Annotated in this window: 17 protein-coding genes; 11 read left to right on the plus strand and 6 right to left on the minus strand. The window is 71.3% G+C overall.

The window, feature by feature from the left end; genetic code table 11:
- Positions 1-11: 11 nt before the first annotated feature.
- Positions 12-608, minus strand: coding sequence for a hypothetical protein (locus ACIBNE_RS30385; protein WP_399277203.1), 597 nt, complete (start codon positions 606-608; stop codon positions 12-14).
- A 277-nt stretch (positions 609-885) separates the two neighbouring features.
- On the opposite strand from ACIBNE_RS30385, the gene ACIBNE_RS30390 reads away from it, so the two are divergent.
- Genes ACIBNE_RS30390 through ACIBNE_RS30415 form a run of 6 tightly spaced genes read left to right on the plus strand, consistent with a single transcriptional unit; the run spans position 886 to position 7,306 of the window.
- Positions 886-1,917, plus strand: a complete 1,032-nt coding sequence (locus tag ACIBNE_RS30390; RefSeq protein ID WP_399277205.1) for a 3-oxoacyl-ACP synthase III family protein — start codon at positions 886-888, stop codon at positions 1,915-1,917.
- 3 nt (positions 1,918-1,920) lie between these two features.
- Positions 1,921-3,828 carry an HAD-IIIC family phosphatase gene (locus tag ACIBNE_RS30395; RefSeq protein WP_399277207.1) on the plus strand — a complete coding sequence of 636 codons (1,908 nt, stop codon included), beginning with the start codon at positions 1,921-1,923 and terminating at the stop codon, positions 3,826-3,828.
- Positions 3,825-4,052, plus strand: a complete 228-nt coding sequence (locus ACIBNE_RS30400; RefSeq protein WP_399277209.1) for an acyl carrier protein — start codon at positions 3,825-3,827, stop codon at positions 4,050-4,052. The genes ACIBNE_RS30395 and ACIBNE_RS30400 overlap by 4 nt, the downstream gene beginning before the upstream one ends.
- The gene (locus tag ACIBNE_RS30405; RefSeq protein ID WP_399277211.1) at positions 4,049-4,846 is read left to right on the plus strand and encodes a 2-oxo acid dehydrogenase subunit E2; all 798 of its coding nucleotides are present in this window, start codon (positions 4,049-4,051) and stop codon (positions 4,844-4,846) included. The genes ACIBNE_RS30400 and ACIBNE_RS30405 overlap by 4 nt, the downstream gene beginning before the upstream one ends.
- A complete protein-coding gene (locus ACIBNE_RS30410; RefSeq protein WP_399277213.1) occupies positions 4,843-5,928 on the plus strand; it encodes an alpha/beta hydrolase in 1,086 nt (361 codons plus the stop codon). The genes ACIBNE_RS30405 and ACIBNE_RS30410 overlap by 4 nt, the downstream gene beginning before the upstream one ends.
- A gap of 52 nt (positions 5,929-5,980) precedes the next feature.
- Positions 5,981-7,306, plus strand: coding sequence for a cation:proton antiporter (locus tag ACIBNE_RS30415; RefSeq protein WP_399277215.1), 1,326 nt, complete (start codon positions 5,981-5,983; stop codon positions 7,304-7,306).
- A gap of 39 nt (positions 7,307-7,345) precedes the next feature.
- Here ACIBNE_RS30415 and ACIBNE_RS30420 read toward each other — a convergent pair whose 3' ends face one another.
- Entirely contained in the window at positions 7,346-7,837 is a 492-nt protein-coding gene (locus ACIBNE_RS30420) for a hypothetical protein (protein ID WP_399277217.1), read from the minus strand.
- Between the two features lie 431 nt (positions 7,838-8,268).
- Between ACIBNE_RS30420 and ACIBNE_RS30425 the strand changes: the two genes are divergently transcribed.
- Entirely contained in the window at positions 8,269-14,235 is a 5,967-nt protein-coding gene (locus ACIBNE_RS30425; protein ID WP_399277219.1) for an isopeptide-forming domain-containing fimbrial protein, read from the plus strand.
- Positions 14,236-14,544: 309 nt separating this feature from the next.
- Positions 14,545-18,384: a S8 family serine peptidase gene (locus ACIBNE_RS30430; protein ID WP_399277221.1), complete on the plus strand. Its 3,840-nt coding sequence runs from the start codon at positions 14,545-14,547 to the stop codon at positions 18,382-18,384.
- Between the two features lie 51 nt (positions 18,385-18,435).
- Here the strand turns inward: ACIBNE_RS30430 and ACIBNE_RS30435 are convergent, their stop codons facing one another.
- Together ACIBNE_RS30435 and ACIBNE_RS30440 are read right to left on the minus strand one after the other, a co-directional pair.
- On the minus strand, positions 18,436-19,446 hold the full coding sequence (locus ACIBNE_RS30435) for a helix-turn-helix domain-containing protein (RefSeq protein ID WP_399277223.1): 1,011 nt from the start codon (positions 19,444-19,446) through the stop codon (positions 18,436-18,438).
- A 219-nt stretch (positions 19,447-19,665) separates the two neighbouring features.
- A complete protein-coding gene (locus tag ACIBNE_RS30440) occupies positions 19,666-20,553 on the minus strand; it encodes an NAD(P)-dependent oxidoreductase (protein ID WP_399277225.1) in 888 nt (295 codons plus the stop codon).
- Here ACIBNE_RS30440 and ACIBNE_RS30445 point away from each other — a divergent pair.
- Together ACIBNE_RS30445 and ACIBNE_RS30450 are read left to right on the plus strand one after the other, a co-directional pair.
- Positions 20,552-20,953, plus strand: a complete 402-nt coding sequence (locus ACIBNE_RS30445; protein ID WP_399277227.1) for a winged helix-turn-helix transcriptional regulator — start codon at positions 20,552-20,554, stop codon at positions 20,951-20,953. The genes ACIBNE_RS30440 and ACIBNE_RS30445 overlap by 2 nt on opposite strands.
- A gap of 182 nt (positions 20,954-21,135) precedes the next feature.
- Positions 21,136-21,645, plus strand: coding sequence for a DUF6221 family protein (locus tag ACIBNE_RS30450; protein ID WP_399277229.1), 510 nt, complete (start codon positions 21,136-21,138; stop codon positions 21,643-21,645).
- A 196-nt stretch (positions 21,646-21,841) separates the two neighbouring features.
- On the opposite strand, the gene ACIBNE_RS30455 is transcribed toward ACIBNE_RS30450, so the two are convergent.
- Positions 21,842-23,215, minus strand: coding sequence for a sugar transferase (locus ACIBNE_RS30455; RefSeq protein WP_399277231.1), 1,374 nt, complete (start codon positions 23,213-23,215; stop codon positions 21,842-21,844).
- A complete protein-coding gene (locus ACIBNE_RS30460) occupies positions 23,212-23,928 on the minus strand; it encodes a hypothetical protein (RefSeq protein ID WP_399277233.1) in 717 nt (238 codons plus the stop codon). The genes ACIBNE_RS30455 and ACIBNE_RS30460 overlap by 4 nt, the downstream gene beginning before the upstream one ends.
- Before the next feature lie 337 nt (positions 23,929-24,265).
- On the opposite strand from ACIBNE_RS30460, the gene ACIBNE_RS30465 reads away from it, so the two are divergent.
- The gene (locus ACIBNE_RS30465) at positions 24,266-25,663 is read left to right on the plus strand and encodes an MFS transporter (RefSeq protein WP_399277235.1); all 1,398 of its coding nucleotides are present in this window, start codon (positions 24,266-24,268) and stop codon (positions 25,661-25,663) included.
- Positions 25,664-25,666: the final 3 nt, after the last annotated feature.

Consider the following 25,666-nt stretch of genomic DNA (forward strand, 5'->3'; position numbering starts at 1 on the left):
GCTCGGGCCGCTCAGGCCATGGCGAACGACGTCCGGTAGCGCGGCGGACGCTGCGTGGGGTCGTCGATGGTCAGCGTCATGAACCCCGACTTGCCGCTGAACCTGCCCGTCCTGCCGACCACCCGGAAGACCTGCGTGTAGCCGTGCAGGATCGCGGTGGCGTCGATGACGCCGCTGGTCTCGAAGGTGCCGCCGTCGAACTCCGTACGGCTCTGGTGGTACTGCCACATGTGCGGCACCATCGCCAGGACGCGCGCGGTGCCGGTCACCGTGCCGACGCGGTTGCCTTCGGCGTCGAAGAAGCCGTCCTGGTACTCGGCGAGGGCGGCCGCGCCGTCGGTGCCCGCGTCGTGGATGGCCATCTTCTCGATCACCTCGGTCAGGCCCTCGACGACGACGCACCGCTTGAGCACCTCGTCCGCCGAGTCCTTGTCCGGCGTGTAGATCCCGGCCGCCGCCGCGGCGGCGAGCGCGAGATCGCGGGGCGCCACGAGGCTCGTTGCGGGCATCTCCCCCTGAAAGGCCAACTTGCCCGACTCCAGGGCCCGTTCGTCGAGTCCCTCCGGATTCGCCACGCCGTCCGTCACGGTCGTCCCACTGTCAGACACTCGCCCGCTCCCTCTTCGTCGTACCGGCGGCCGGTCGCCGTCACCGGCTCTCGCAGGCAGCCAGCATGGGATCCGGGGCTAAAGCACCCCTAGCGCTGTTGTCGGACGGGGCGCCCCGCACCCCGTGGACCACGCCCTGCGAAAGAACAGCTTTAGCGGCGCCTCCGACGATGAGCGGCGTGCGAGACAGCCACCGCGGGTGTGCGCACCGCCGTGTGCGGTGGCCGCACCGCCCGCCCCCGCACCGGACCGCGCGGGGCCGACCGAGGAGCCGACGATGAACGCACCCGACACCTACGTACGGTCGGCCGGCACCGCCTTGCCGGGCCCGGCCGTGGACAACGCCGCCCTGGCCCGGCGCTTCGGCATGCCCGAGGCCTGGGAGCAGTGGGTCGAGACGTTCGTCGGCACCCACCGGCGGCACTTCGCGGTCGACCTCGCATCCGGTGACGTCCGCTTCACCCTCGCCGACCTCGGGGAGAGCGCGGCCAGGCGCGCACTGGCCGCCGCGGAGACCGAACCCGGCCAGGTCGACCTGGTGGTGATGGGCACCTCGTCGCCCGACCTGCTGATGCCCGCCACGGTGAACACCGTCGCCGACCGGCTCGGCATAGACGGCGTGGCAACCTACCAGTTGCAGTCCGGGTGCGCGGGCGCCGTACAGGCCCTCGACGTCGCCGTGCAGATGCTGCGGTCCGGGCGCCACGGCACCGCGCTCGTCCTCGGCGCCGACTCCTGCGCCAAGCACCTGGACGTCACCATGGACGCGGCCGCGCTGCCCCCGGCCGAGCAGATCAACGGCGCACTGTTCGGTGACGGCGCGGGCGCGCTGGTCCTGAGCTCGACGCCGTCGCCGCGGTCGGTGGCCGTCCGGCACGTGCACAACCGTCTCGTCGGGCTCGGCCGCGAGCCTGGCCAGGTCATCGACTGGTACGGGCGCGCCGACCGGGGCCGCGACCGGCCGCCGGTGGCCGAGGACTACAAGGCGATCGAGGAGTCCGTGCCCGTGCTCGCCGCCGAGGTGGTCCGCGAGGTCCTGGACCTGCTCGACTGGAAGGACACCGAGGTCGACTACCTGCTGCCGCCCCAGCTGTCGGGCCGGATGACCGACCGGATCGTGACGCACCTGGGCCTGTCCGGGGCCGTCGAGGTGTCCTGCGTCCGGGAGACCGGCAACACGGGCAACGCGCTCCCCTTCTTCCAGTTGGAGCAGTTGCTGCCCCGGATGGTCGAAGGCGACCGCGCCCTGGCGGTGGCCGTCGAGTCGAGCAAGTGGATCCAGGCGGGCTTCGCCCTGGAGAAGGTCTGAGCCGTGACGGACACCGGAGCACCCACGACCACGCCACCGTCCGGAGCGACCCTCCTCGACCTGCACCGGGCCGGTCGGCTGGCCCACGAGTACCCCCGCGTGCCGGCGCTGCTCACCGGCCTCGACGACGCCGGGTTCGCCCGCTCGGGTCAGCTCCTGGCCCGCGTCGAGGCCGACGACGTCCTGGCCCTGCACCCCGCCACCCCCACCGTCCGGGTCGCCGTCACCGGCCACGGCGTGCTCACTCCGCTGCTGGCGCCCCTCACCGCCGAGCTGGCCAGGCACGGCCTGCTGCTGCGCCCGCGGGTGTCGGACTTCGACTCGTACGTCTTCGACCTGGCCGACCCCGACAGCCCGCTGTACCGCTTCGAGCCCGACCTGGTGCTGTGCGTGCTCGACCCCATGGTCGTCTTCGACGACGTGCCCGTGCCCTGGACCCCGGACGACGTGGCGCGCCTGGCGCGCGAGAGGACCGCGACCGTGGCGGGCCTCGCGGCCCGGTTCGCGGCGGCCTCCCGGGGCACGCTCGTCCTCAACACCCTTCCGCTGCCACGGCGGTTCACCGCGCAGTTGGTCGACCACCGCTCCCGTGCGCGGCTCGGCGCGGTGTGGCGGGAGGCCAACGCGCGGCTGCTGCGGCTGGCCGAGGCGCACCCGAACGTGGTCGTCCTCGACCTGGATCCGCTGATCGGCGAGGGCGCCGCCGTCGACGAACCGCGCCTGAGCCTGTACGCCAAGGCCCACCTCTCGCCCGCGCTGCTGGCCGGGTACGCGCGCGAGGTGGGGCACCTGGCGCGGCACCGGGCGGGCAGGACGAAGAAGGCCCTCGCCCTGGACCTGGACGGGACGGTGTGGGGCGGCATCCTGGGCGAGGACGGCTCCGCCGGCATCGAGGCCGCCGGCAGCTACCGGGGCGAGGCCCACCGCGCCTTCCAGCGGGTGGTCAAGCAGCTCGGCGCGCAGGGCGTCGTGCTGACCGCCGTCAGCAAGAACGATCCCGAGCCGGTGCGCGAGGTGCTCCGCGACCATCCCGACATGACGCTGCGCGAGGACGACTTCGTCCGTGTGGTCGCCAACTGGCGCCCCAAGCACGAGAACCTCACCGAGCTGGCCGACTCGCTCAACCTGGGCGTGGACAGCTTCGTGTTCGTGGACGACAGCCCGTACGAGCGCGGTCTCGTGGCGCACGAACTGCCCGCGGTGGCCGTGGTCGCGGTGAGCGACGAACCCGCCCTGCACGTGGAGGCGTTGCTGCGGGACGGCTGGTTCGACGCGCCGGAACTGACCCGTGAGGACGTCACCCGCGTCGCCAAGTACCGGGACGAGCTGGTCCGCAAGGACTTCCTCGACAGCTTCGACTCCCTCGACGAGTACCTGCTGCAGCTCCGGGTGGAGGTGCGGCTGGCGCGGGCCGGTGACGCCGACGTGGCCCGCGTCTCCCAGATGACGCTGCGCACCAACCAGTTCAACCAGACGACCCGGCGGCTGCAGCCCGCCGAGATACGCGCCCTCATGGCGGACCCGGCGTCGCGCGTCCTGGTCATCGGGTCCGCCGACCGGTTCGGGGACAACGGCACGGTCGGCGCGGTGTTCACTCGGCGCGACGGAACCACGCTGCACATCGACAACTTCCTGCTGAGCTGCCGGGTCTTCTCGCGCGGCATCGAGCAGGCGGTCCTCGCGGCCGTGCTGCGCCGGGCCCGCGAGGGCGGCGCGGCCCAGGTGCTCGCCGCCTACCTGCCCACCCCGAAGAACGCCAGGACCAAGGACTTCTACCCGCGCAACGGCTTCGCCCAGGTGTCGGACGACGGCACCGGGGCGACGTACCGGCACGACCTGAAGGACCTGCCCGGCGCGCCCGCACACGTCCGGCTCACCGAGAGCCGCGGAGACGGAGACAACGACTCGTGAACACCATCGACGACTTCCTCGTCCTGCTCCAGGACGACCTGGGCCTCCCGGTGGCCCGTGCCGACGTCGGCACGGGCCTGGACCAGATCCCCGGCTGGGACTCCGTGCACCTGCTGTCGCTGCTGACGACCCTGGAGCGCGCCACAGGCCGGCCGCTCCCCCTGGCGGACGCCCTGGCGGCGGACTCCCTGGAGGACATCTACCGCCTCGCGGTGGGCTCGTGACGCCCGCGGGAGCGGCCTCGGTCACCGTCCGTCCCGTGGCCAGGGAGCGCCGCCACACGCTGAGCTTCCTGACGGAGGTACGGGCGTTCTCGCCGGTCTTCATCGACACCGAGGTCGACATGAGCGGCGTCCGGGCGCACCAGGCGGCGGCCCGCGCCCGCGGCCGCCGGTACTCGACGACCGCGTACGTCCTGCACACCGCCGCCCGGACGCTGGCCCGGCATCCCGAGGCGAACGCGGCGATCCGGGGCCGGGCCCGGCCGAAGGTCGCCCGATACGGCACGGTGAACGGCAAGTTGACCTTCGACCGGGAGCTCGACGGGCAGCGCGTGGTGCTTTCGGCGGTGCTCGGCGACCTCCAGGACGCCCGACTGCCCGACATCCAGGAGCGCATCGACCACTTCCGCGACGGCGACCCCGGGACCATGGCGGAGTTCGCGCCGACGCGCACCCTGCACCGGCTGCCCTGGCCGCTGCGCACCCTCGCGTTCCGCGCGGGCACCCGTCCGCTGCGCAGGCGGGCCGCCGCGTTCGGCACCTTCGCCGTCTCCTCCCTCGGGCACCGCCCGGTGGACGGCTTCTACGCGGTGGGCGGCACGACCGTCACCCTCGGCCTCGGCGCCACGGCCGACCGGCCCGTCGTGCGCGAAGGGCGGCTGGACATCGCGCCGCTGATGCGGCTCAGTCTCACCTTCGACCACCGGGTGATCGACGGCGCCGAGGCCGCCGACGTGCTCGCGGAGGTCAAGGAGGGCCTCGAATCGGTCAAGTGCGCCCCGGACGGAGAGTCATGAACGACGTCACCGAACTCAAGCAGTACGTCGAGGTGCACGCACGGGGCCAGCGCGTCCAGGGCTTCCGGGACGTACTCGACCGGATCGAGTCCGACGACGGCGACGGGCCCGGCTCGTGGGTGGCGGAGTGGTCCAGGGCCGCCGAGCGCCTCGCCGAGCTGGGCAAGCCGCTGGAGGCCTCCCGGCACTTCGCCCTGGCGCGCTTCCCGTTCGTCGACGGTCCTGGACGGGCGCACGCGCTGGAGCGCTGCGCGCAGACCCTGGAGCAGTGGCAGCGCGAGCGGGCGCCCGAACTGGAGCGCCTCGACGTGGAGTTGCCCGGCGGCCGGGTCCGCTGCTGGACCACGGGGCTGTCCGCGAAGGAGCGCCGCCCGCTGCTGCTCGTCATGGGCGGGATCGTCACGGTGAAGGAGCAGTGGGTCCCCGCGCTCGTGCGGATCCGCAAGCTCGGCATGGCGGCCGTCGTCACCGAGATGCCCGGGGTCGGGGAGAACACCCTGCCGTACGGCGTCAAGAGCTGGCGGATGCTCTCGGGCGTCCTGGACGCGGTGGGCGACCGGGCCGACGTCCGCCGGACCTACGCCATGGCGCTCAGCTTCAGCGGCCACCTGGCGCTGCGGTGCGCCCTTGAGGACGACCGGATCCGGGGCGTGGTCACCGTGGGCGCCCCGGTGCACGACTTCTTCACCGACGAGCCGTGGCAGGAAGGGGTCCCGCGCGTCACCAGGTCGACGCTGGCCCACCTCACCGGCGGCACGGAACGCCACGTGCTGCGGGACATGGCCGACTTCGCGATCGACGACGAGCAGCTCGCCTCGCTGGCCGTTCCGCTGCACTACGTCGCGAGCCGCCGGGACGAGATCATTCCCGCGGGCGACACCCGTCGGATCGCCCGGCACGTGCGCGCCCTGACCCTGCTCGAACACGACGACGTGCACGGGTCGCCGCGGCACACCGCGGAGACCCAGCTGTGGTGCGTCCGGGCCCTGTTGCGCATGGATCAGCCGCGCGGCCCGCGCGCCGCGGCCCTCGACCTGATGTGGCGCGGAGCGCGGGCACGGCGCCGACTGCGCTCCCGCTGACGCCGCCGAGCGACCGCCGCCCCCGGGCCCTACTCAGAAAGACCCCTTTCCCATGCAGGACCACATGACCCTGGCCGTGACCGATCCCAACCTCGAACTGACGCTGAAGGTCCTTCCCGCGCTCGCGGTCATCCTGCTGGCGGCGGCCGTGTTCGCCAAGCTGGCGGCCATGGCCGGACAGCCGAGGGTGCTCGGCGAGATCGTCGCGGGCATCCTGCTGGGCCCGACGCTGTTCGGCTGGCTGGCGCCCGACGCCCAGTCGGCCGTCTTCCCCGCGGAGGCCCGACCGGTGCTGTACGTCCTGAGCACCATCGGGCTCACGCTCTACATGTTCCTGGTCGGCTCCGGACTGGACCACGGCGGTCACGAGGCCGACCGGAGGCACCACCCGGCGGTGCTCGCCGTCTCCGGGTTACTGCCGTCCCTCGTGCTCGGTGGCGCCGTCGGCCTGCTGATGTGGGACGACGTCTCCCGCCAGGACGTCAGCCGGTGGGAGTTCGCCCTCTTCGTGGGCGGCGCGCTGTCCCTCACGGCGCTCCCCATGCTCGCGCGCATGCTTTACGAGCGCGGTCTGCAGAACTCGCGCCTGGGACGGCTGGCCCTGGTCGCGGCGTCCATCGACGATGCCGCGGCCTGGTGCTTCCTCGCCATGCTGACCGCCGTGCACACCGGTTCGGGGGCCGTGGACGCCCTTCCCATGATCGGCTACAGCCTGTTGTTCACCGCCGTGATGATGCTCGGCGTGTCGAAGCTGCTGCGCCCGCTGGCCCGGCACGTCGCCCGGCAGGGCACGCTGAGCCCCGGCGCGATGTACGTGGTGGTCCTCGTGCCGATCGTCTGCGGGTACGTCACCGACCTGATCGGCATCTACTCGGTCTTCGGCGGTTTCGTCGCCGGTCTCGCCATGCCCCGCGACCCGCAGTTCCGCCAGGCCCTGCACAGGCGGATGATGGACACCGTATCGACGCTGATGCTGCCCGTCTTCTTCGCCCTGTCCGGTCTGACCACCAACCTCCGGGGCATCTCGGCGGACACCCTGCTGTTCGGCGTCGCCGCGCTCCTGGCCGGATTCACCGGCAAGTACTTCGGAAGCGCGCTGGCCATGCGGAAGCTCCGCTTCGGCTGGCGCGAGTGCTTGGCGGTGGGCGGTCTGATGAACGCCCGCGGCATGATGATCCTCGTCTTCATCAACATCGGGCTGGCCCAGGGCCTGATCAGCGAACCCGTGTTCTCCGTGCTCGTCCTGGTGGCGGTCGTCACGAGCGCGTCGGCTCTGCCGTTGTACCGGCTGGCGCTCCCCGAACGCCTGGAGGCGCGGCTGACCCCCGCGCCGACCGCCCCCGCGCCGCGCCCGCTGGCGACGACCGACGTCCCCTGATCCCCGCGTCGGCGCTGTCGTGCGGTGTCCAGGGAACCCTCAGAGCCGCTTTTTGAACGTGGCCATCAACACCGGACTCCGGTTTCCCATTATCGATTCCAGCAGCACGACTTCGCCGTTCCACAGAGTGATTCGAATGTTGTCGTCCGTGTAGCGCCCCCGGAAGATTCCCTGGACGAAGTTCACGCTTTCGCCGCTGTTGAAAGACTGTGCGCGTCTGATTTGGCTGTACCGGATCTCGAAAACTTCCCCCTTGCCTCGAAGGGCGCCCATGAATGCTTGAGTCGCTTTGACGTACGGCTGCTCGGGCAGGAGCAGTACTCGCTTTTTCTGCATGACGATTCCGCAGCCGTAGCGACTGTTCTCGAATCGCGTCGCGTACGCCGCGACCTTGATCTTCTCCGGATCTTCAAGAACGCGGGCAAGCCTTCCGCCGTGCTCGTGGAGCTCGGTGAAGCTTGCGTACGCACCGTCACTCGCCTCATACAGACGTTCGGCGAACTTGCCTGCCCCTGCAACCATGCGGTCCACGCCTCCAGAAGGTCACGTGCGGACCGAGACGGGCGTACCGGCAGCGGCCGATACGGACCCCGTTCCGACGCGTCCCATCAGGATAGGGAGGGCGGGCCGGGGCAAGAATCCCGCGTCGAATCCGTTACAGAGCCTTTGCCAATCGCGCCGCCCGTGACGCGAGTTGGCGCGGGGCCGGGTGCGGCGGGAGATGCGAATCCCGCTGTTCGCGGTAACCGTCCCCGATGGTCGTCGCGGCCCTGTCGGCCGGTGTCGACGCCGTCGCCCGCTCACCCCCGGCCGGTCACGACGCCGTGGTCGTACCGAACGGTCGACCTGCCCGGCAGCGAAGCGGGCGGGTGAATTGTGCCGGAGAGCCGTCCCGGGTAATTGCATGTTCCAGCTTTCCCTGTCTGTCTGGGGCCTCATCCCCGTTGTCCTGGAGAGGGAACATGTCTGGACCACCTCGTGCACCGGGCCGCCTCCGGCGCTCCGTACGGGGGCTGCTCGCGCAGTCCCTGTGCATCGCGATGTCCCTGCCCGCACTGGCGCTCATCGGCGCGGGCGAGGCGGCTGCTCAGAGCTGGACCGTGGAAGGGGAGAGCAACCCCTCCGCGTTCGACTGCGATCACCTGTACTACTCGAACTACCGGTCCGGCATGCAGTACGCGAACGACGCGAACGGCCGTGCCACCATCCAAAACACCGTGATCTCCAAGCGGAACCCGACCGCCAACGGCCTGCCCGACTACTGGTCGACCAACATGGCGCTGGGCAAGGACCCCGACACCGGGAAGCCCGCCGCCTTCTACTCCAGCTACACCACCAGCAACCTCAAGCTGTACAAGCACGTCTCGGGCACCAACACGGTCACCGACGAGATCGCCGGCGGCCAGCCGCGCAACCTTCCCTCCGGCACCAACTGGGGCGGAACCACGGCCGACCCCAACCGGGGAATGCTGTACGGGGCGCAGAACGGCAGCACGCCCAAGCTGTTCCGGATGGACCTGGCCACGGGCGCCACCACGGTGTGGGAGCGGGGCTCGTCGACCGACCCGCTCACCCCGGTGCCCGCCGACGACGCCGTCTTCAACGGCGGCACCCTGGTGCCGGACATGTTCGCCGACCAGAACGGCGGCATCTACTACGGCATCGTCCACGGAGGCCAGAGCCACATCTACCGTCTGGACCCGGCCACCGGGACCACCCGGCGCGCGGTCACCGTCACCGGTCCGGCGTCCGGCAACGGCTTCAACAACTACGGCATGGCCTGGCACAACGACTCCATCTACCTGGGCTACTACGGCGGCAACCTCTACCGGGTCGATCCGAAGACCGGCGCCTCCACCGAGGTGGGCGGCCTGTCCCAGAACAACCAGGTCGGTACCGTCAAGTCCGAGTCGGGCGGCAGCTGGCCCATCACCGACCTGGCCAGCTGCTCGATCGCGACGGACCTGACGGCCCAACTGGAGGTCGAGAAGACCGCGTCCCTGGCCACGGCCGAACCGGGCGACACGGTGACGTACACCGTCACGGCCAAGAACACCGGGAACGCTCCCCTGCCCAGCTCCACGGTCACCGACGACCTGACCGGCGTGGTGGACGACGCCACGTACAACGACGACGCCAGGGCCACGGTCGGCGGGAGCAGCGCCGCCACCCAGCCGAAGTACGACTCGGGGACGAAGAAGCTCACCTGGACCGGCGGGCCGATCGCGGCCGGCGCGACGGTGACCCTCACCTACTCGGTGACGGTCGGCAGACCACCGGCCGGGGACAAGGTGCTGAAGAACACCGTCACGGCCCCGGACAGCAACTGCAAACCGGATTCGACCGGTCCCGAATGCTCGTCCGAGACCCCGGTCAGAAGCCTGGAGATCAAGAAGAAGGCCGACAAGTCCGAGGTGAAGCCCGGCGACCGGATCACCTACACGGTCACGGTGAAGAACACCGGCGGCGGCGCCTACGAGGGGGCCGCCTTCACCGACGGCCTCGACGGCGTCCTGGACGACGCGACCTGGGACGACGTCGTCACCACGACCTCAGGTACCACGTCGTACGACGGGAACGCGAAGACGCTCACGTGGAGCGGCGACGTGGCCAAGGGGGCCACGGTCACCGTCACGTACCGGGTCACGGTCGGCTCGCCCCCGGCGGGGGACAAGATCCTCAGGAACGCGGTGACCGGCCCGGACAGCTCCTCCTGCCCGCCGGACAGCACCGATCCCGAATGCGCCACGGTGACGCCGGTCAAGTCCCTGAAGATCAAGAAGACGGCAGCGCCGGAGAACCCGAAGCCCGGCGAGAAGGTCGTCTACACCGTCACCGTCGAGAACACCGGCGGCGGCGCGTACGAGGGAGCGTCGTTCACCGACGACCTGACCGACGTGCTGGACGACGCGCGCTGGGACGACGACGTCACGGCGTCCCCGGGCACGGCCTCCTTCAGCTCCCCGAAGCTGACCTGGAGCGGTGACCTCGCCGCCGGGGCGAAGGCCACCGTCACGTACACGGTCACCGTCACGGCCCAGGGCGACAAGTACCTGCGCAACGCGGTGACCGGAACCGACTCCAACTGCCCGCCCGGCTCCAAGGACCCCGACTGCGCCACGGTCGTCCCCAAGCCGGCCCTGGACATCAAGAAGACCGCCGCACCGGGCGATCCCAAGCCCGGCGACAAGGTCACCTACACCCTCACCCTCAGCAACTCCGGCAGTGCCCCCTTCAACGGCGTCACGGTGACCGACGACCTCGCGGGCGTCCTGGACGACGCGACCTGGGACGACAGCGCCACCGCCTCGGCGGGCACGGTCGCCTACGCCCGGCCCGAGCTGACCTGGACGGGCGACGTCGCTCCTGGGGCCACGGTCACGGTCACCTACACCGTCACCGTGGGCAAGCCCCCCAAGGGCGACAAGATCCTCAAGAACGCCGTCACCGGGCCCGACGGCTCCACGTGCGAGCCCGACAGCAACGACCCGGACTGCTCCACCGTCACGCCGCTGCCCGCACTGGACATCAAGAAGACCGCGGCGCCGACGAGCGCCAAGCCGGGGCAGAAGGTGACCTACACCGTCACGGTGAAGAACACCGGACAGGCCGACTACAAGGGCGCCTCCTTCAGCGACGACCTCGCCGGTGTGCTCGACGACGCCACCTGGGACGACACCGTCCACGCCTCGACGGGCACGGCCTCCTTCGCCTCCCCGAAGCTGACCTGGACCGGCACCGTCGCCGTGGGGACGACCGCGACCGTCACCTACGTCGTGACCGTGGCCGCGCCGCCGAAGGGCGACAAGATCCTCAAGAACGCGGTCACCGGGCCCGACGGCTCCACCTGCCCGCCGGACAGTACGGATCCCGCCTGCACGACCGAGACCCGCATCGCCGAACTGGAGATCAAGAAGACGGCCTCGCCCGCGGTGGTGAAGCCGGGCCAGAAGGTCACGTACACCGTGACCGTGAAGAACCCGGGCACCGCCACCTACACCGGCGCCCGCTTCGAGGACGACCTGACCCAGGTCCTGGACGACGCCGCGTTCAACGACGACGCGAAGGCCACCGCCGGTACCGTACGGTACGCCGAACCCACGGTGACCTGGACGCACGACCTGCCCGCGGGGCAGAGTGCCTCCCTCACCTACTCGGTCACCGTCAACCGCACCGGGTCGGGCGACGGCCTGCTGAAGAACGCGGTCACCGGCCCGGACGACTCCAACTGCCCGCCGAACAGCACCGACCCCGACTGCGGTACGCAGACGCGGCTGGCAAAGATCGAGATCGACAAGTCCACCACCGCGAAGAACCCCAAGCCGGGCGATACGGTCACCTACTCCGTCCAGATCACCAACACCGGACAGGCCACCTACACCGGTGCCCGCTTCGATGACGACCTGACCGGGCTGCTCGACGACGCCGCCTACAACGAGGACGCGACCGCCACCGAGGGGACCGTCGTCTACCGGGCGCCCACGCTCACCTGGAGCGGAGACGTCACCGTCGGCAGGGTCGTCTCCCTGACGTACACGGTCACCGTCGGCTCACCGCCCAAGGGCGACAAGATCCTCAAGAACGCCGTGACCGGCACCGAAGACACCAACTGCCCGCCCCAAGGCACCGACCCCCGGTGCTCGACCGTCACCCCGCTCCCGGCCCTGCGGATCGAGAAGAGCGTCTCTCCCCGCACCGCCAAGGCCGGTGACGAGGTCACCTACACCGTGACCGTGACGAACACCGGCCAGGCCGCCTACCCGGACGCGTCCTTCACCGACGACCTCACCGGCATCCTGGACGACGCCACCTACAACCGGGACGCCACCGCCACCAGCGGCACCGTCGACTACCGCGAACCCACCCTCACCTGGACCGGCACCGTCGCCAAGGGCGCCACCGCCACCATCACCTACTCCGCCGCGGTGAACAGGCCGCCGGCCGGGGACAAGGTGCTCCGCAACGCCGTGACCAGCACCGGATCCAACTGCCCGCCGGACTCCACCGACCCCGACTGTGCCACCGTGGTGCCGCTCACCGACCTCCGGATCAAGAAGACCGCCTCACCGGCGAACCCCAAGCCCGGGGACGAGGTGACCTACACCGTCAAGGTCGAGAACGCGGGGCGGGCCCCGTACGAGAACGCCTCCTTCACCGACGACCTGACCGACGTCCTGGACGACGCCGCCTGGGGCGGCAACCTCCGCGCCACCTCCGGAACCGCCGCGTTCACCCGCCCCGCGGTGACGTGGCGGGGAGACGTCGGAGCGGGCGCCACGGTCACGGTCACCTACACCGTCACCGTCGGCAGGCCGCCGCAGGGCGACAAGACGCTGAAGAACGCCGTCACCGGCCCCGACGGGTCCAACTGCCCGCCGGACGGCACCGACCCCGACTGCTCCACGGTCCAGCCCGTCCCACAGCTCCGGATCACCAAGTCCGGCAGCCCGAGGGAGGTCAAACAGGGCGACACCATCACCTACACCGTCGTCGTCCAGAACGTCGGCAAGGGTGACTACCCCGGGGCGTCCTTCACCGACGACCTCACCGAGGTCCTGGACGACGCCACCTACAACCGGGACGCCACCGCCACCGGCGGCACCGTCGACTACCGCGAACCCACCCTCACCTGGACCGGCGACCTCGGCCCCGGGGACAGTGCCACGGTCGCCTACACCGTGACCGTGACCAACGCGGGCGACAAGAAGCTCAAGAACACCGTCACCGGCGCCGGCTCCAACTGCGAACCGGCGTCCGACGATCCGCGCTGCTCCGAGGAGCTCCCCTCGCCGCAGCTGGAGGTCGCGAAGTCGGCCCGGCCGGCCTTCGCGGTCGCGGGCGGCAGGGTGACGTACACCGTGACCGTCCACAACAGCGGCACGACCGCCTACCAGGGCGCCTCGTACGTCGACGACCTCACCGGCGTCCTCGACGACGCCGCGTACGACCGGAACGCCAGGGCGAGCGCGGGCCGGGTCAGTTACGCGGCGCCGAAGCTCACCTGGACCGGGGACGTGCCCTCCGGGGCGACCGTCACCGTCACCTACACGGTCACCGTCAAGTCGCCGCTGCGCGGAGACAAGACCCTGAAGAACAGCGTCACCAGCGACTCCCAAACCAACTGCCCGCTCCCGATGCCGCGTTCGGCGCCCGTCGACCCGCGCTGCGGCACGGCCACGCCGATCCAGCAGCTCACCCTCCGCAAGACGTCCGCCCCTCGCCGCGTGCGGCCCGGCGGCACCGTCACCTACACCGTGACCGCCACCAACACCGGACGGACCGAGATCGCCCGCGCCACCTTCACGGACAACCTCGCCAAGGTGCTGACCCACGCCGCGCACAACCGCGACACCAAGGCGACCCGCGGCACGACCACCCTCTCCGGAACACGCCTGACCTGGAAGGACGCGAGCGGCCGCACCCTCAAGCCCGGTGAGTCCGCCACCGTCACCTACAGCGTCCGCGTCCACGCGAACGCCTCGGGCAAGCGGCTGGTCAACGCGGTCACGACCAGCGTCCCCGGTGGCGTCTGCGCCGACCGGCGCCCGCTGCCGTGCAGCACCGCGGTGACCCCGCGGGGCGGCAAGGTGGCGCTCCTCAAGAAGGACGCCAAGACCGGACAGCCGCTGAAGGGAGCGGTGTTCCAGCTGTGGCGCGAGACCAACGGGCGCCCCGGGCTCCAGAGGACCGACAAGGCGGTGGGAGCGGCCTGCGCCACCGACGCGCGCGGCCGGTGCACCTTCACGGGCCTGCCGAACGGCACGTTCTACCTGAAGGAACTCGCCGCCCGCGAGGGCTACGTCGTCCCCGCCGACCCGGTCTCCGGCCCCTACCGCATCACGGACCGCACGGAAACGGTGCGCGTCAGCCTCACCAACAAGCGGGGCGAGCCGTGCAAGGGGAAGAAGGGCGGCACGTGCGGTAAGTAGCGGCACCCCAGCGCGTTCCGGAACACGCGGAACGCGGCGCACCGGCGCGGCCCGGTCCCAGGGAGGATTCCCGGGACCGGGCCGCGCCTTGTCCCCGGGGCGGGGCGGGGCCGCCCGTCGGGCACCCGGGACCGCCCGTCGGGCAGGCGAGGCCGCTCGTCGGGCACCTGGGGCGAGGTGGGACAAGTCGCGTGTCGTAGAAGCGACATGTCGTAAGCACGACACCGAAAAGGCTGGTGCGACGATCACCGGGGCCCGAGTCTGTAGCCGCACCGCGTGTCCGTTTCCTTGCCCCCTGGAAAGGTTCCGATGCACATACGGCTTCGCCCTGCCGCCGTTCTGGCGGCAGGGGTCCTCATCGCCACCCTGGCCCCCGTCTCCTCCAGCGCCAGCGCCGCCCCGGCGCCCCCTTCCCCCCGCGCGGACTCCGCCGCCCGCCCCCAGGTCACCTCCGTCACGCTCGTGACCGGCGACCGGGTGCGGCTGGAGACCTTCCCCGACGGCCGGAAGGCCGTCTCCGTCGAGCCCGCCCCGGGCTCCTCGGAGGCCGACTTCGCCCAGCTGGAGATCGACAAGCAGCTGTACGTGCTGCCCCGCGCCGCGCTCCCGTACGTCTCGTCCGGCAAGCTGGACCGGCAGCTGTTCAACATCACCTCCCTGGTCGAGCAGGGTTACGACGACGCCCACGCCTCCGCCATCCCGCTGATCGCCCGCTACACCGGCGGTACGGACCCCGCGGCCAAGGCGGCGCCCGCCGGTGCGCGCAAGGGCCTGGTCCTCAAGAGCCTGCGCGGCTCGGCGCTGAAGGCGGACAAGAAGCGGGCCGGGCTCTTCTGGAAGGCCATCGACGACGACGCGCTCGCAGGAAGCGGCGTCGAGGGCGACGCGCGGAACGCCTCCAATGCCTCTGCCTCCAGGGCCTCCTCCTTCAAGAACGCCGCCTTCGAGGGCGGCGTCGAGAAGCTGTGGCTGGACGCGAAGGTCCACGCGTCCCTCGACCGCAGCACCGCGCAGATCGGTGCGCCCGAGGCGTGGCGGGCCGGTTACGACGGGAAGGGCGCGACCGTCGCCGTCCTGGACACCGGCGTCGACGCCACCCACCCCGACCTGGCCGGGAAGCTCGGCGAGGTACGCAACTTCACCACCGACCCCACCGCGAACGACGGCCACGGCCACGGCACCCACGTCGCCTCCACCATCGCGGGCAGCGGCGCCGCCTCGGGCGGCTCGCGCAAGGGCGTGGCACCGGGGGCACGACTGCTGATCGGCAAGGTCCTCGACGACAGCGGCTCCGGCTCGTACTCCGCCATCATCGGCGGCATGGACTGGGCCGCCCGCTCCGGCGCCGACGTCGTCAGCATGAGCCTGGGCGGCCAGGCCACCGACGGCACGGACGTGCTCAGCGCCGTGCTCAACGGCCTCAGCGAGGAGACCGGCACCCTCTTCGTCGTCGCGGCGGGCAACACGGGCTCCGACTATTCCGTGGGCTCCCCCGGCGCCGCGGAGAAGGCCCTGACCGTGGGCGCCGTCGACCGCGACGACAAGCTGGCCCCGTTCTCCAGCCGCGGCCCGCGCGTCGGGGACAACGGTGCCAAGCCCGACCTCACCGCCCCCGGCGTCGACATCGTCGCCGCCCGCGCCACCGGTACGTCCATGGGCCGCCCGGTGGACGCGGCCTACACCGCCGCGTCGGGCACGTCCATGGCGACCCCGCACGTGGCGGGCGCGGCGGCGATCCTGGCCGGGCGCCACCCCGGCTGGAGCGCCCAGCAGCTCAAGGACTCGTTGCTGAGCACGACGCGCACCGCTCCCGGCCAGACGGTCTACGAGCAGGGCACCGGCCGGGTGGACGTGGCCCGCTCGGTGCGCCAGCAGGTGCGCGCCACCGGCACCACCACCTTCGGCACCCTGGCGCCGGACGCGGGCCCGCGAAAGGTGGGCGTCACCTACACCAACGACGGTGACGCACCCGTCGCGCTCACCCTGGACACCTCCTTCGACAAGCTCTACGGCTCCCCGGCCCCCGCGGGTGTCGTGGGCGCTCCCGAGCAGGTCACCGTGCCCGCCCACGGCACTGCCGACGTCACCGTGACCCTCGACGCGTCCGCACTGCCCGAGGGCGTCTACGGCGGCCGCCTCACCGCGACCTCGGCCGACGGACAGACCGTCGCGCACACCGTGCTCTCCGCGACGAAGGACCCGGTCAAGCACAAGGTCACCGTGCGCGGCATCGACCGCGCCGGACAGCCGGCGACCATCTGGCCGCTGATCCTGCTGGGTCCCACGGGCCGCTTCGACGTCATCCAGCCGGTGCCCGCGGGCCAGAGCCTGACGGTGGACCTGCCCGAGGGCGCGTACTACCTGCACGGCGTCATCACGCAGTACACGGAGGACAACGTCACCAACAGCCTGGTCGTCAACCCCGGTCTGCGGGTGGACGGCGCCACGGACCTGGTGCTCGACGCGCGCAAGGCGGTCCCCGTGCGGATCCAGACTCCCAGGCCGGCCGAGCAGCGGGGGCCGCTGGTCTTCTCCACCCGCTGGAAGAAGGGGGAGCGGGAGTTCGTCAGCTTCTTCACCGGCGGACACAGCGGCGGACAGCTCCTCAACGTCACGCCCACCGAGGAGTTCACCGGGGGAACCTTCGAGTTCTCCTCCCGCTGGCAGCTGACCGCGCCGATGCTGCGCGCACGCGCGGTCTCCGCGTCCGCCGCGTCCGGCGTCCCCGTCCGCCTGCTCCACAACTCCCCCGCCGTGGACGGCGTGCGGCGCCTGCGGGTGGTGGACGCCGGTCACGGACGCCCCGAGGACTACGCGGCGCTGCGCGCACGGGGCACGGACGTCCGCGGAGCGGCGGTGCTCGTGGAGCTGGAGGGGATCGAGTACGACGAGGCGGTGACCGCGGCCGCCCGAGCGGGGGCCGCGGCCGCCGTCACCACCGCCGGCGAGGACCTGTACGCGACCACGCCCTGGCAGCCGGTGAGCGAGCGGCTGCCCGCGATCGGGCTGTACGCCTCCCACGCCACCGCGCAGCGGTTGCGCGCGCCGGGCAGCGTGCTGGAGCTGACGGGCGTCCCGGAGAGCCCCTACCTCTACGACGTCGTGCAGGTCTCCGCACAGCGCGTCCCCCGGCGCGTGGTCCACGAGGTCGGTCCCGGGAACACGGCCACCGTGGTCTCGCGCTACCCGGACACGAGCGGGACGCGCTACGTCGCGGAGAACCGGGAGTCCTGGCGTCCGTGGGAGGGCGAGCAGGTGTTCCTCACCACGCGGGCCCGGTACGTCCGCACCGGGCAGGTGCGGACGGAGTACCTGAGCGGTCCCGCCGACAGCCGGTGGCTGCACTGGGTCAACCCCCGCAACACCTGGGCGGTCCACGCGGTGGGGACCGGCATGTTCGGCCCCCTGCGCACCTACCGGCCCGGTGAGCACACCACGGAGAGCTGGTACGCCCCCGTGGTGCGCCCGGCGATCCCCCGGGGCGTCGAAGGGCTCGCCCAGCGCAAGGGAGACAAACTGACCATCGGGATACCCGAGTTCACCGACACCGCGTCCGGCCACTACGGCTACGCCCTGCCCCGCAAGGACGCCGCCACCCCCTACCCCGACGAGACCCGCGCCGTACTGCGTCACGACGGCCGGATCCTCGCGGAAGGCCCCCGGGCGTGGGGCACCTTCCCCGCGGGCGGTGACGACGGCCGCTACCAGCTCGACCTGGACGTGAAGCGCACCAGTCCCGGGAGCACCCTCTCGCGGGCCACCAGCACCCGCTGGTCGTTCACGGCCCCTCGACCGCCCGAGGGCAAGGAGTCCCTGCTCCCCCTCCTCCAGCTCGACTACGACGTGGCCACCGACCTCCGGGGTTCCGCCCCCGGCTCCGGGCCCTTCGCCTTCGGGGTCAGCGCCCGCCACCAGGACGGCCTGACGGGCCGTGCCGTGAAGGGCGTGCAGGTGTCCGTCTCGTACGACGACGGCGCGCACTGGCGGTCGGCGAAGACCTCCGGCCGGGGCGACGGCTCCTACCGCGTCCAGGTCACCCACCCCCCGACCGCCCGCACCGGCGGGTACGTCACGCTGCGGGTCCGCGCCTGGGACGACGCGGGCAACGAGGTGACGCAGGAGATCCAGCGGGCGTACGCACTGAGGTAGTACGCGGGATCAGGAAGCCGCGGCCGGCCCCGGTCGCGGCTTCCGCACGTCCTACGACAGCCAGTCGCGCCGCGCCGCCTGCCACACCAGCTGCGTGCGCGTCGTCGCGCCCGCCCGCTGCATCAGCGCGGTGATCCGGCGCTGCACCGTGCGGTGGCTGACACCCAGCTGGGTGGCGATCGCCTTGTCCGCCACGCCCGCGACGACCAGGGAGAGCAGATACCGCTCGTCGTCGGCGAGGCTGCCGCCCGGCCCCATGCCACCGGCGAAGTCGGCCAGCTCGCCCGCCTCCGTGATGTGCAGCGGGGTTCCCGCCGCCCACTGGATCTCGAACAGGGCGACGAGGGCGTCCAGGAGGGTGCTGCTGCGGATGAGCGCGGCGGTCGGCTCGCCCCGGGCGGCGGTCGCGCTGCCCGGCACCAGCGGGCAGACGGCGACGGAGCCGTCGACGATGACCATGCGCACGGGCAGCGTGCTGGTGGCGCGGGCCGCTTCACCGGCGCGGATGCCCTGGGCAACGTTGTCGACCATGCCGGGCTCCTCCAGACAGGCCCGTTCGTAGATCGCCTCGTACCGGATGCCCTGGGCGAGCAGTTCGAACTCCTCGTCGTTGTCCTGGGCGCGCAGTGCCACGGGGTCGGCCTTGCAGAACCACCGCAGGTCGCTGCGGGCCCCGTAGGCGAGTTGGCGCAGTCGCTGGCGGATGGCGCCGCTGCCGGTGATCACCTCGACCAGTTGCCCGGCGTCGTGGCACCGACCGCCCGCCCGGTACTCCTCGGCCAGCTGTTCCACTCCGCGCCGCGCCCACTCCAGCGCTTCCTGGCCGCGCGCCAGCAGGGGTTGCAGCGCCACGTCCGGCGGGACGGGTACGTACCGCATGCCGCCGGCCCCCGGCAGCGGCTCGACCAGGCCTTTGTCGTAGAGGGAGGACAGGAGCAGCGCCGCCTCGCGTTCCCTGATGCGCAGTTGCTGGACGATCTCGTCCACACCGGCGTCCCGCACCTCCACGAGGAGGCGGTAGACCCGCTCCTCGGCTGCCCCGATCCCCGCTATCTCCAGCATGCGCCCTCTCCCTCGCCACAGCCCGCCCCGAGCGGACGCCCACTGTGTCATCCATGATCGAAATCGAACAGGACGCCAGCGGACCGACCACGCGATCAGAAGCAGGCGATCAGAAGGCACCGCGGTACCGGCGCTTCGGGCGGAGCCCCTTCATCAGGGCCGGTTTCACCAGGGCCAGGTCCCGGCCGCGCGGGAGGGAGGTGCGCGCAACCGGCCCGCTCAGTCTTCGGCGGGACCGCCGCTGCCGCCGAGGAGTTCGACGACGTGGGCGTAGGAGTCGTCCGCGTAACCGGCTGCCATGCCCCGGCGCGCGATGTCGTGGGCGGCGGAGATCACCGTACTGTCGACGCCCCGGCTGTGCGAGGCCTCAAGGACGTGGGACATGATCGCCGCCGCCGAGCGGAGGTTGGAGCCTCCGGCGGGATAGCCGCCGGTGTCGACCTGCTCGGCGAACGCGTCGATCACGTCGGGCAGGAGAGCGGCGACGCCCTTGGCGTAGGGGGCGAGGTCGGACGCGGTGACGCCCTCGGACCTGGCGAGGGCGAAGGCGTGGACGACGCCCGTCAGCGCCGTCCAGAAGACGTCGAGCAGGGCGACGTCGTGGGCTCCCGCGCGGCCCGGGTCCGCGCCGAGGTGCACGCAGGTACCGCCGATGGCCCGGAGGGTGCCCTGGTGGCGTTCGTACAGGTCGGCGGGGCCGCTGTGGAGGACCAGGGTCGACGGGCCGCCGACGAGGTACGTCGGAACCATGATCGCGCCGTCGAGGTAGCCGATGCCGTGCGCGTCGGCCCACTCGGCGGTGGCGCGGGCGTCGTCGGGCGTACCGGCGGTGAGGTTGACCAGGGTGCGGCCCTTGAGCGCGGCGGCGTGCGGAGCGGTGACGGCGCGGACAGCCGCGTAGTCCAGTACGCAGATCACCACGAGGTCGCTCGCCGCGATGGCCTCCGCGGCGGTACCGGCTTCGACGGCGCCCTTCTCCACCAGCTCGCCGGCCCGTCCTGGAGTACGGTTCCAGACGGTCGCGGAATGGCCCGCGGTCAGGAAGGCGGAGGTCAGGGCGCGGCCCATCGGGCCCAGGCCGAGAACGGTGACGGGGGAAGCAGGCATGGGGAACTCCGAGGTCGTGACGGTGGCCGACCCGCACACCTGCGGGATGGGCGTGGCCGTCGGGGTGTTCGAGGGAAAGTGGAAGTCGTTCGTCATGTGGGCGCTCTCCGAGCGTCCGCGCCGCTTCGGCGAGACCAGACGGCTGGTCACCGGCATCAGCGAGAAGGTGCTGACCCAGCAGCTCCGGGAGCTCCAGGCCGACGGGATCGTGCACCGGGAGGACTACGACGAGTCGCCGCCCCGGGTCGAGTACTCGCTGACCGAGCGGGGCCGTCGGCTCTACGAACTGCTGGAACTGCTCTCCGCCTGGGGTCGGGACCACCTGGCCACGAGGACAGGGGCGGTATCGGACGAGGGGCTTGGCGCGCCTCGACAAGACTTCCCGGTCACCGGTCCTTGATCAAGTACGTACCTCCAGGTACGTGCCCACGCACCGCGTCCGGCCCTCCCCGTACCCCCCGCGCACGGCGGCACCCGGACCGCGGCCGACGAGCATGTGATCTGCGTCATATGGAGCGGGCCCGACAGCGACGAACCTGGCCACTACGCCCCCGACCGGCCCGACACACAGGAGCCCGCGCCATGGATCTCCACACCTGGATCACCCAACGGGTCAACGCCGTTGAGGAACTGGCCCGTGACCGCGCTGCCGCCGACCGGCGGCACCCGCGCGACGGCGTCGCCGCCGACCGCGACACGGACGCCGACCGCATCGTCCGCAACGCCCCTCTGGCAGTCCTGCGCCGCTGCGAGGCGGACCGCCGCGTCCTCGCCCGGCACGGACCCGACCCGGACACCATGGCGTGGGACGCGTGCGCAGGCTGCGGCACCGACGAATGGGACGTCCCGCACGTCGACAACATCAACGCGTGCCCCGAGCTCCTGGACCTCGCCCACGCCCACGGCATCACCCAGGAGGCCCTCGCCGGACTCGAACGCCCCGAGCGGCCCGAACGCCCCGAACCCCGGCCGGACGAAGCCCGGTCGGCCGACCGGCCGGTCCACGGACCAGCCGCCACGGCACGGCACGCCACCTCAGCCGAACCCCCCACGACGTCCCCAGACCCGCACGCCTCGGCCCGAGCCGCTTGACCGCAGCGAAACAGCCCTGTTCCCTGTTGCAGCCTCAGCACCGCACGGGCCGCCGAGCGCCGAGCGTGACGGCGCTCGGCAGCACCAGCACATCGTCGTCACCCTTGAGCCGACAGCTCGGTCCCGACCACCCGCACACCCTCCGCGCGGCCGCCTCGCTGTTGCGAGGCGCCCCTCCGGGGATCCGGCGGCCGCTTCAGTAGGCCCCCGTACCGCGCAGGACCGCCGAAATGGTCCGGAACATGATCGCCAGATCGAGGCGGATGGACCAGTTGTCCACGTACGCGAGGTCCAAGCGCACCGAATCCTCCCAGCTGAGATCGGACCGGCCGCTGATCTGCCAGAGCCCGGTGAGTCCGGGCTTGACCAGAAGGCGCCGACGCAGGTCGGGACCGTAGGCAGCGGCTTCCTCCGGCAGCGGCGGACGTGGCCCGACCAGGGACATGTCACCGATCAGCACATTGATCAGTTGCGGAAGCTCGTCCAGCGAATAGCGCCGCAGCACTCTCCCCACCGGCGTGATGCGCGGGTCGCGGCGCATCTTGAACAGCAGGCCGTCGCCGCTGTAGTTCAGCTGGGACAGTTCGGCTTCGAACCTCGCCGCCTCGACTTTCATGGTGCGGAACTTGTACATGATGAACTGTTCCCCGTCCCGGCCCACCCTGGTCTGGCGGAACAGCGCGGGCCCAGGATCCGTAATCCAGATGAGCACGCTGATGAAGAGGACGAGCGGCAGGGACAGGAGCAACAGCGCGGCGGCGAGCACCCGGTCGGCGAAAGCCCGCAAACGATATTGAATTCCCTGCCGCATGTGACGGCTCACTTTGATCAATGTCAGCCCGGCGACCGACACCGTCGCCTGCCGGGACGTGCCCAGATCCACGATGCTCTGGGAGAGGAACAGTTCGGCGTCAGTGTCCTCCAGCGACCAGACCATCTGATGCAGAGCCGACCTGGACAGGCCACTGTGGGGGATGACGATCACCGTGTCGGCCCCGCCGGCGGTAACGACCTCGCGGAGGTCGTCGACGGTGCCCAGCACCCCGATTCTCAGCTCTCCCCACCACGTTGCGGATTCGGTGCCCGTCGTGACCGGCTCGCATGCGCCGACCACCGAAATCCCGGCCGATGCCGGATCCCAGAGTTTCATGAAGTCCGCTGCCTGCTCGCCTGCTCCGACCAGGACGACGCGCCGCCCACGACGCGCCCGCAGCGCGCCTTTGGGCCAGGAACAGGCGTGAACGAGTTCGTTGAGGCACAGCACGGCGATCAGACCCACGGCCCAGATCCAGGTTCCGAAGCCCGATGCGGCCAGCACCGTGGGAATCGCGAAGGCAGCGACCAGCAGCCCACGCAGGACCGCATGGAACATGCGTTTGTCGGTGCGGCGGCGCCTCCGCCTCCGCAAACCCTCCTCCGACGGCACCGGCGACCGCAACTGGCTGTATTCGCCGAAACGGGAACGCAACAGGGCGGAGTCCGAGGCCGCGCCGATCAGGTCCAGGCGCCGCGCCATCTCCTGCTCCACGCGGCCCGCGTAGTCCCCGTGGTCCATCGCCGTGTCGTTCACGACACCCCCGTGGTCCGGGCCACCTCGGGAAAGGCGAAACCCGTCAGAGCCAATTGGTCGCGAATAGGCGTCACCACACGCTGCTCCAGGATGGCACGGATTCCGGGTCTCCGAAGGTCGGAAGTCAGCGGCGGCCTGCGGTCTTCGAGCAGGAGCACCGCGCGCACCGCACCGACAGCGTCGATGAGCGGAAAGGCCGTCGCGGTCAACGACTTCCCCGCGATCGCCCGCCTTTGATCGTCGGTGAGCTGCCAGAGAGCGGGATCCCCGTGGAGGTCGGTCGGCAACCCCATGTCCTCAGGCGCGGACACCACGGTCTTCTCCTGCCACGCCTTCCCGGCCAGGCCCTGGCCTTCCTGCCAGCGCAGTTCCTGCTCCAGGCGCGAATAGGGGCCGAAGGCGTAGGCGATGCGCAGCGTCCCTTCATCCGTGAAGGTCAGTACACAGGCGCGCAGATTGCTGGTGCCCGGCACTTCTTCCTCGAAGTTCTCGATCACCGGGAACACCGTCTGGAGAACACCGATGACGCTCAGTTCGGCCTGGGCCGCCTGTAGTCGTAAGGCGTCGTCCCGTGCCAGCCGCGTCGCACTGAATGACGCGGCCCCGGCCACCAGGAATCCGAGAATCAGCATGGGGGCCGTGATGGACGGCGGCAGAATCGCGATCGAACCGACCGCGGTGAGACCCGGTGCGGCCCAATGCCGCCACGCCATGCCCAGTAGCCGACGGCGACCCGACTGACCAGCACGCGGACCTGCCACAGAGCCCCCCAGATGAACCCGCGGGCGGTAGGAATGTGGCACGAGTTTAGAACCCGCTCCGGCCTCACGGGGAAGAATCTCCCATCCGGTACGGAACACGACGATTCAGTGAGCGCAGCGGCGACTTCGGGAAGATCAGGATTCGCGGACCCCCACGCCCCTCCATGTAGCCCCCGCGCACTCCTCCGTCCCGAACTATGGCTCCCCGCCACATACGCCGCTCACCAGCACGTTCCTACGGTATGGCGACACGCTCAACGTCCCCGTCGACCGCCTGGAAGTGGTGCCGATGTCGTCCCCCTCCACCGCCCCGCCAGCTTCACCCGCTCCCTCCAACCTCAAGCGCATCGTCGCCGCCAGCCTCATCGGGACCACCATCGAGTGGTACGACTTCTTCCTGTACGGGTCGGCCGCCGCGCTCGTGTTCAACAAGCTGTTCTTTCCCGACTCCGACCCCCTCGTCGGCACCCTGCTCTCCTTCCTCACCTACGCCGTCGGTTTCGCCGCGCGGCCCCTCGGGGCGCTGGTCTTCGGGCACTACGGTGACCGCCTCGGGCGGAAGAAGCTGCTCGTGCTGAGCCTGCTCCTGATGGGCGGCGCCACGTTCGCCATCGGGCTGCTGCCCACGCACGCCACCGTCGGATCCGCCGCACCCGTGCTGCTCACCGTGTTGCGGCTCGTGCAGGGGTTCGCGCTCGGCGGCGAGTGGGGCGGGGCCGTGCTGCTGGTGTCCGAGCACGGGGACGCGAAGCGGCGCGGGTTCTGGGCCTCGTGGCCGCAGACCGGGGCGCCCGCCGGGCAGTTGCTCGCGACCGGGGTGCTCTCCGCGCTGACCGCGCTGCTCTCCGACTCGGCGTTCACCTCGTGGGGGTGGCGCGTGCCGTTCCTGCTCTCCGGGGTGCTCGTGGTCGTGGGTCTGTGGATCCGGCTCTCCGTCGACGAATCGCCGGTGTTCAAGGAGGCGTTGGCGCGCGCCGAGGAGCGGGCGGCCGCCGAGGGGAAGGTCGAGAAGATGCCACTGGTCGCCGTGTTGCGGCACCACTGGCGCGATGTGCTGATCGCCATGGGCGCCCGGATGGCCGAGAACATCTCGTACTACGTCATCACCGCCTTCATCCTCGTGTACGCCACCACCGCGGTGGACCTGAGCAAGCAGACCGCGCTGAACGCCGTGCTCGTCGCGTCCGCCGTGCACTTCGCCGTCATCCCCGCCTGGGGCGCGCTCTCCGACCGCGTCGGCCGCAAGCCGGTGTACCTGGTGGGCGCCGTCGGGGTCGGCGCCTGGATGTTCCCGTTCTTCTGGCTGATCGACCGCGGCAGCTTCGGCAGCCTGCTGCTCGCCGTGACCGTCGGGCTGGTCTTCCACGGTGCGATGTACGCGCCCCAGGCGGCCTTCTTCTCCGAGATGTTCGCGACCCGGATGCGCTACTCCGGCGCTTCCATCGGCGCCCAGTTCTCCTCCGTCGCGGCCGGCGCGCCCGCCCCGCTCATCGCCACCGCGCTGCTCTCCGACTACGACAGCGCCACGCCGATCGCGCTGTACGTGATCGCCGCCGCGCTGCTCACGGTCGTCGCGATCGGGTGCGCCCAGGAGACCCGCCACCGGGACCTCGGCGAGATCGAACCCCCTGAGCCCGCGGGGCCCGCCGCCAAGGAGCCGGAGGTCGGGGCGGCCCGTCCCGTGTGACGG

Source organism: Streptomyces sp. NPDC050504, from assembly GCF_044458065.1.
In the GTDB taxonomy this organism is placed as follows: domain Bacteria; phylum Actinomycetota; class Actinomycetes; order Streptomycetales; family Streptomycetaceae; genus Streptomyces.

Bases quoted from the DNA above. Each gene is read 5' to 3' on its own strand.
- ACIBNE_RS30450 (WP_399277229.1), top strand. From the start codon at position 21,136: ATGGATCTCCACACCTGGATCACCCAACGGGTCAACGCCGTTGAGGAA.
- ACIBNE_RS30435 (WP_399277223.1), bottom strand. From the start codon at position 19,446: ATGCTGGAGATAGCGGGGATCGGGGCAGCCGAGGAGCGGGTCTACCGC.
- ACIBNE_RS30460 (WP_399277233.1), bottom strand. From the start codon at position 23,928: ATGGCGTGGCGGCATTGGGCCGCACCGGGTCTCACCGCGGTCGGTTCG.
- ACIBNE_RS30430 (WP_399277221.1), top strand. From the start codon at position 14,545: ATGCACATACGGCTTCGCCCTGCCGCCGTTCTGGCGGCAGGGGTCCTC.
- ACIBNE_RS30445 (WP_399277227.1), top strand. From the start codon at position 20,552: ATGGGGAACTCCGAGGTCGTGACGGTGGCCGACCCGCACACCTGCGGG.
- ACIBNE_RS30465 (WP_399277235.1), top strand. From the start codon at position 24,266: ATGTCGTCCCCCTCCACCGCCCCGCCAGCTTCACCCGCTCCCTCCAAC.
- ACIBNE_RS30425 (WP_399277219.1), top strand. From the start codon at position 8,269: ATGTCTGGACCACCTCGTGCACCGGGCCGCCTCCGGCGCTCCGTACGG.
- ACIBNE_RS30410 (WP_399277213.1), top strand. From the start codon at position 4,843: ATGAACGACGTCACCGAACTCAAGCAGTACGTCGAGGTGCACGCACGG.
- ACIBNE_RS30415 (WP_399277215.1), top strand. From the start codon at position 5,981: ATGCAGGACCACATGACCCTGGCCGTGACCGATCCCAACCTCGAACTG.
- ACIBNE_RS30390 (WP_399277205.1), top strand. From the start codon at position 886: ATGAACGCACCCGACACCTACGTACGGTCGGCCGGCACCGCCTTGCCG.
- ACIBNE_RS30440 (WP_399277225.1), bottom strand. From the start codon at position 20,553: ATGCCTGCTTCCCCCGTCACCGTTCTCGGCCTGGGCCCGATGGGCCGC.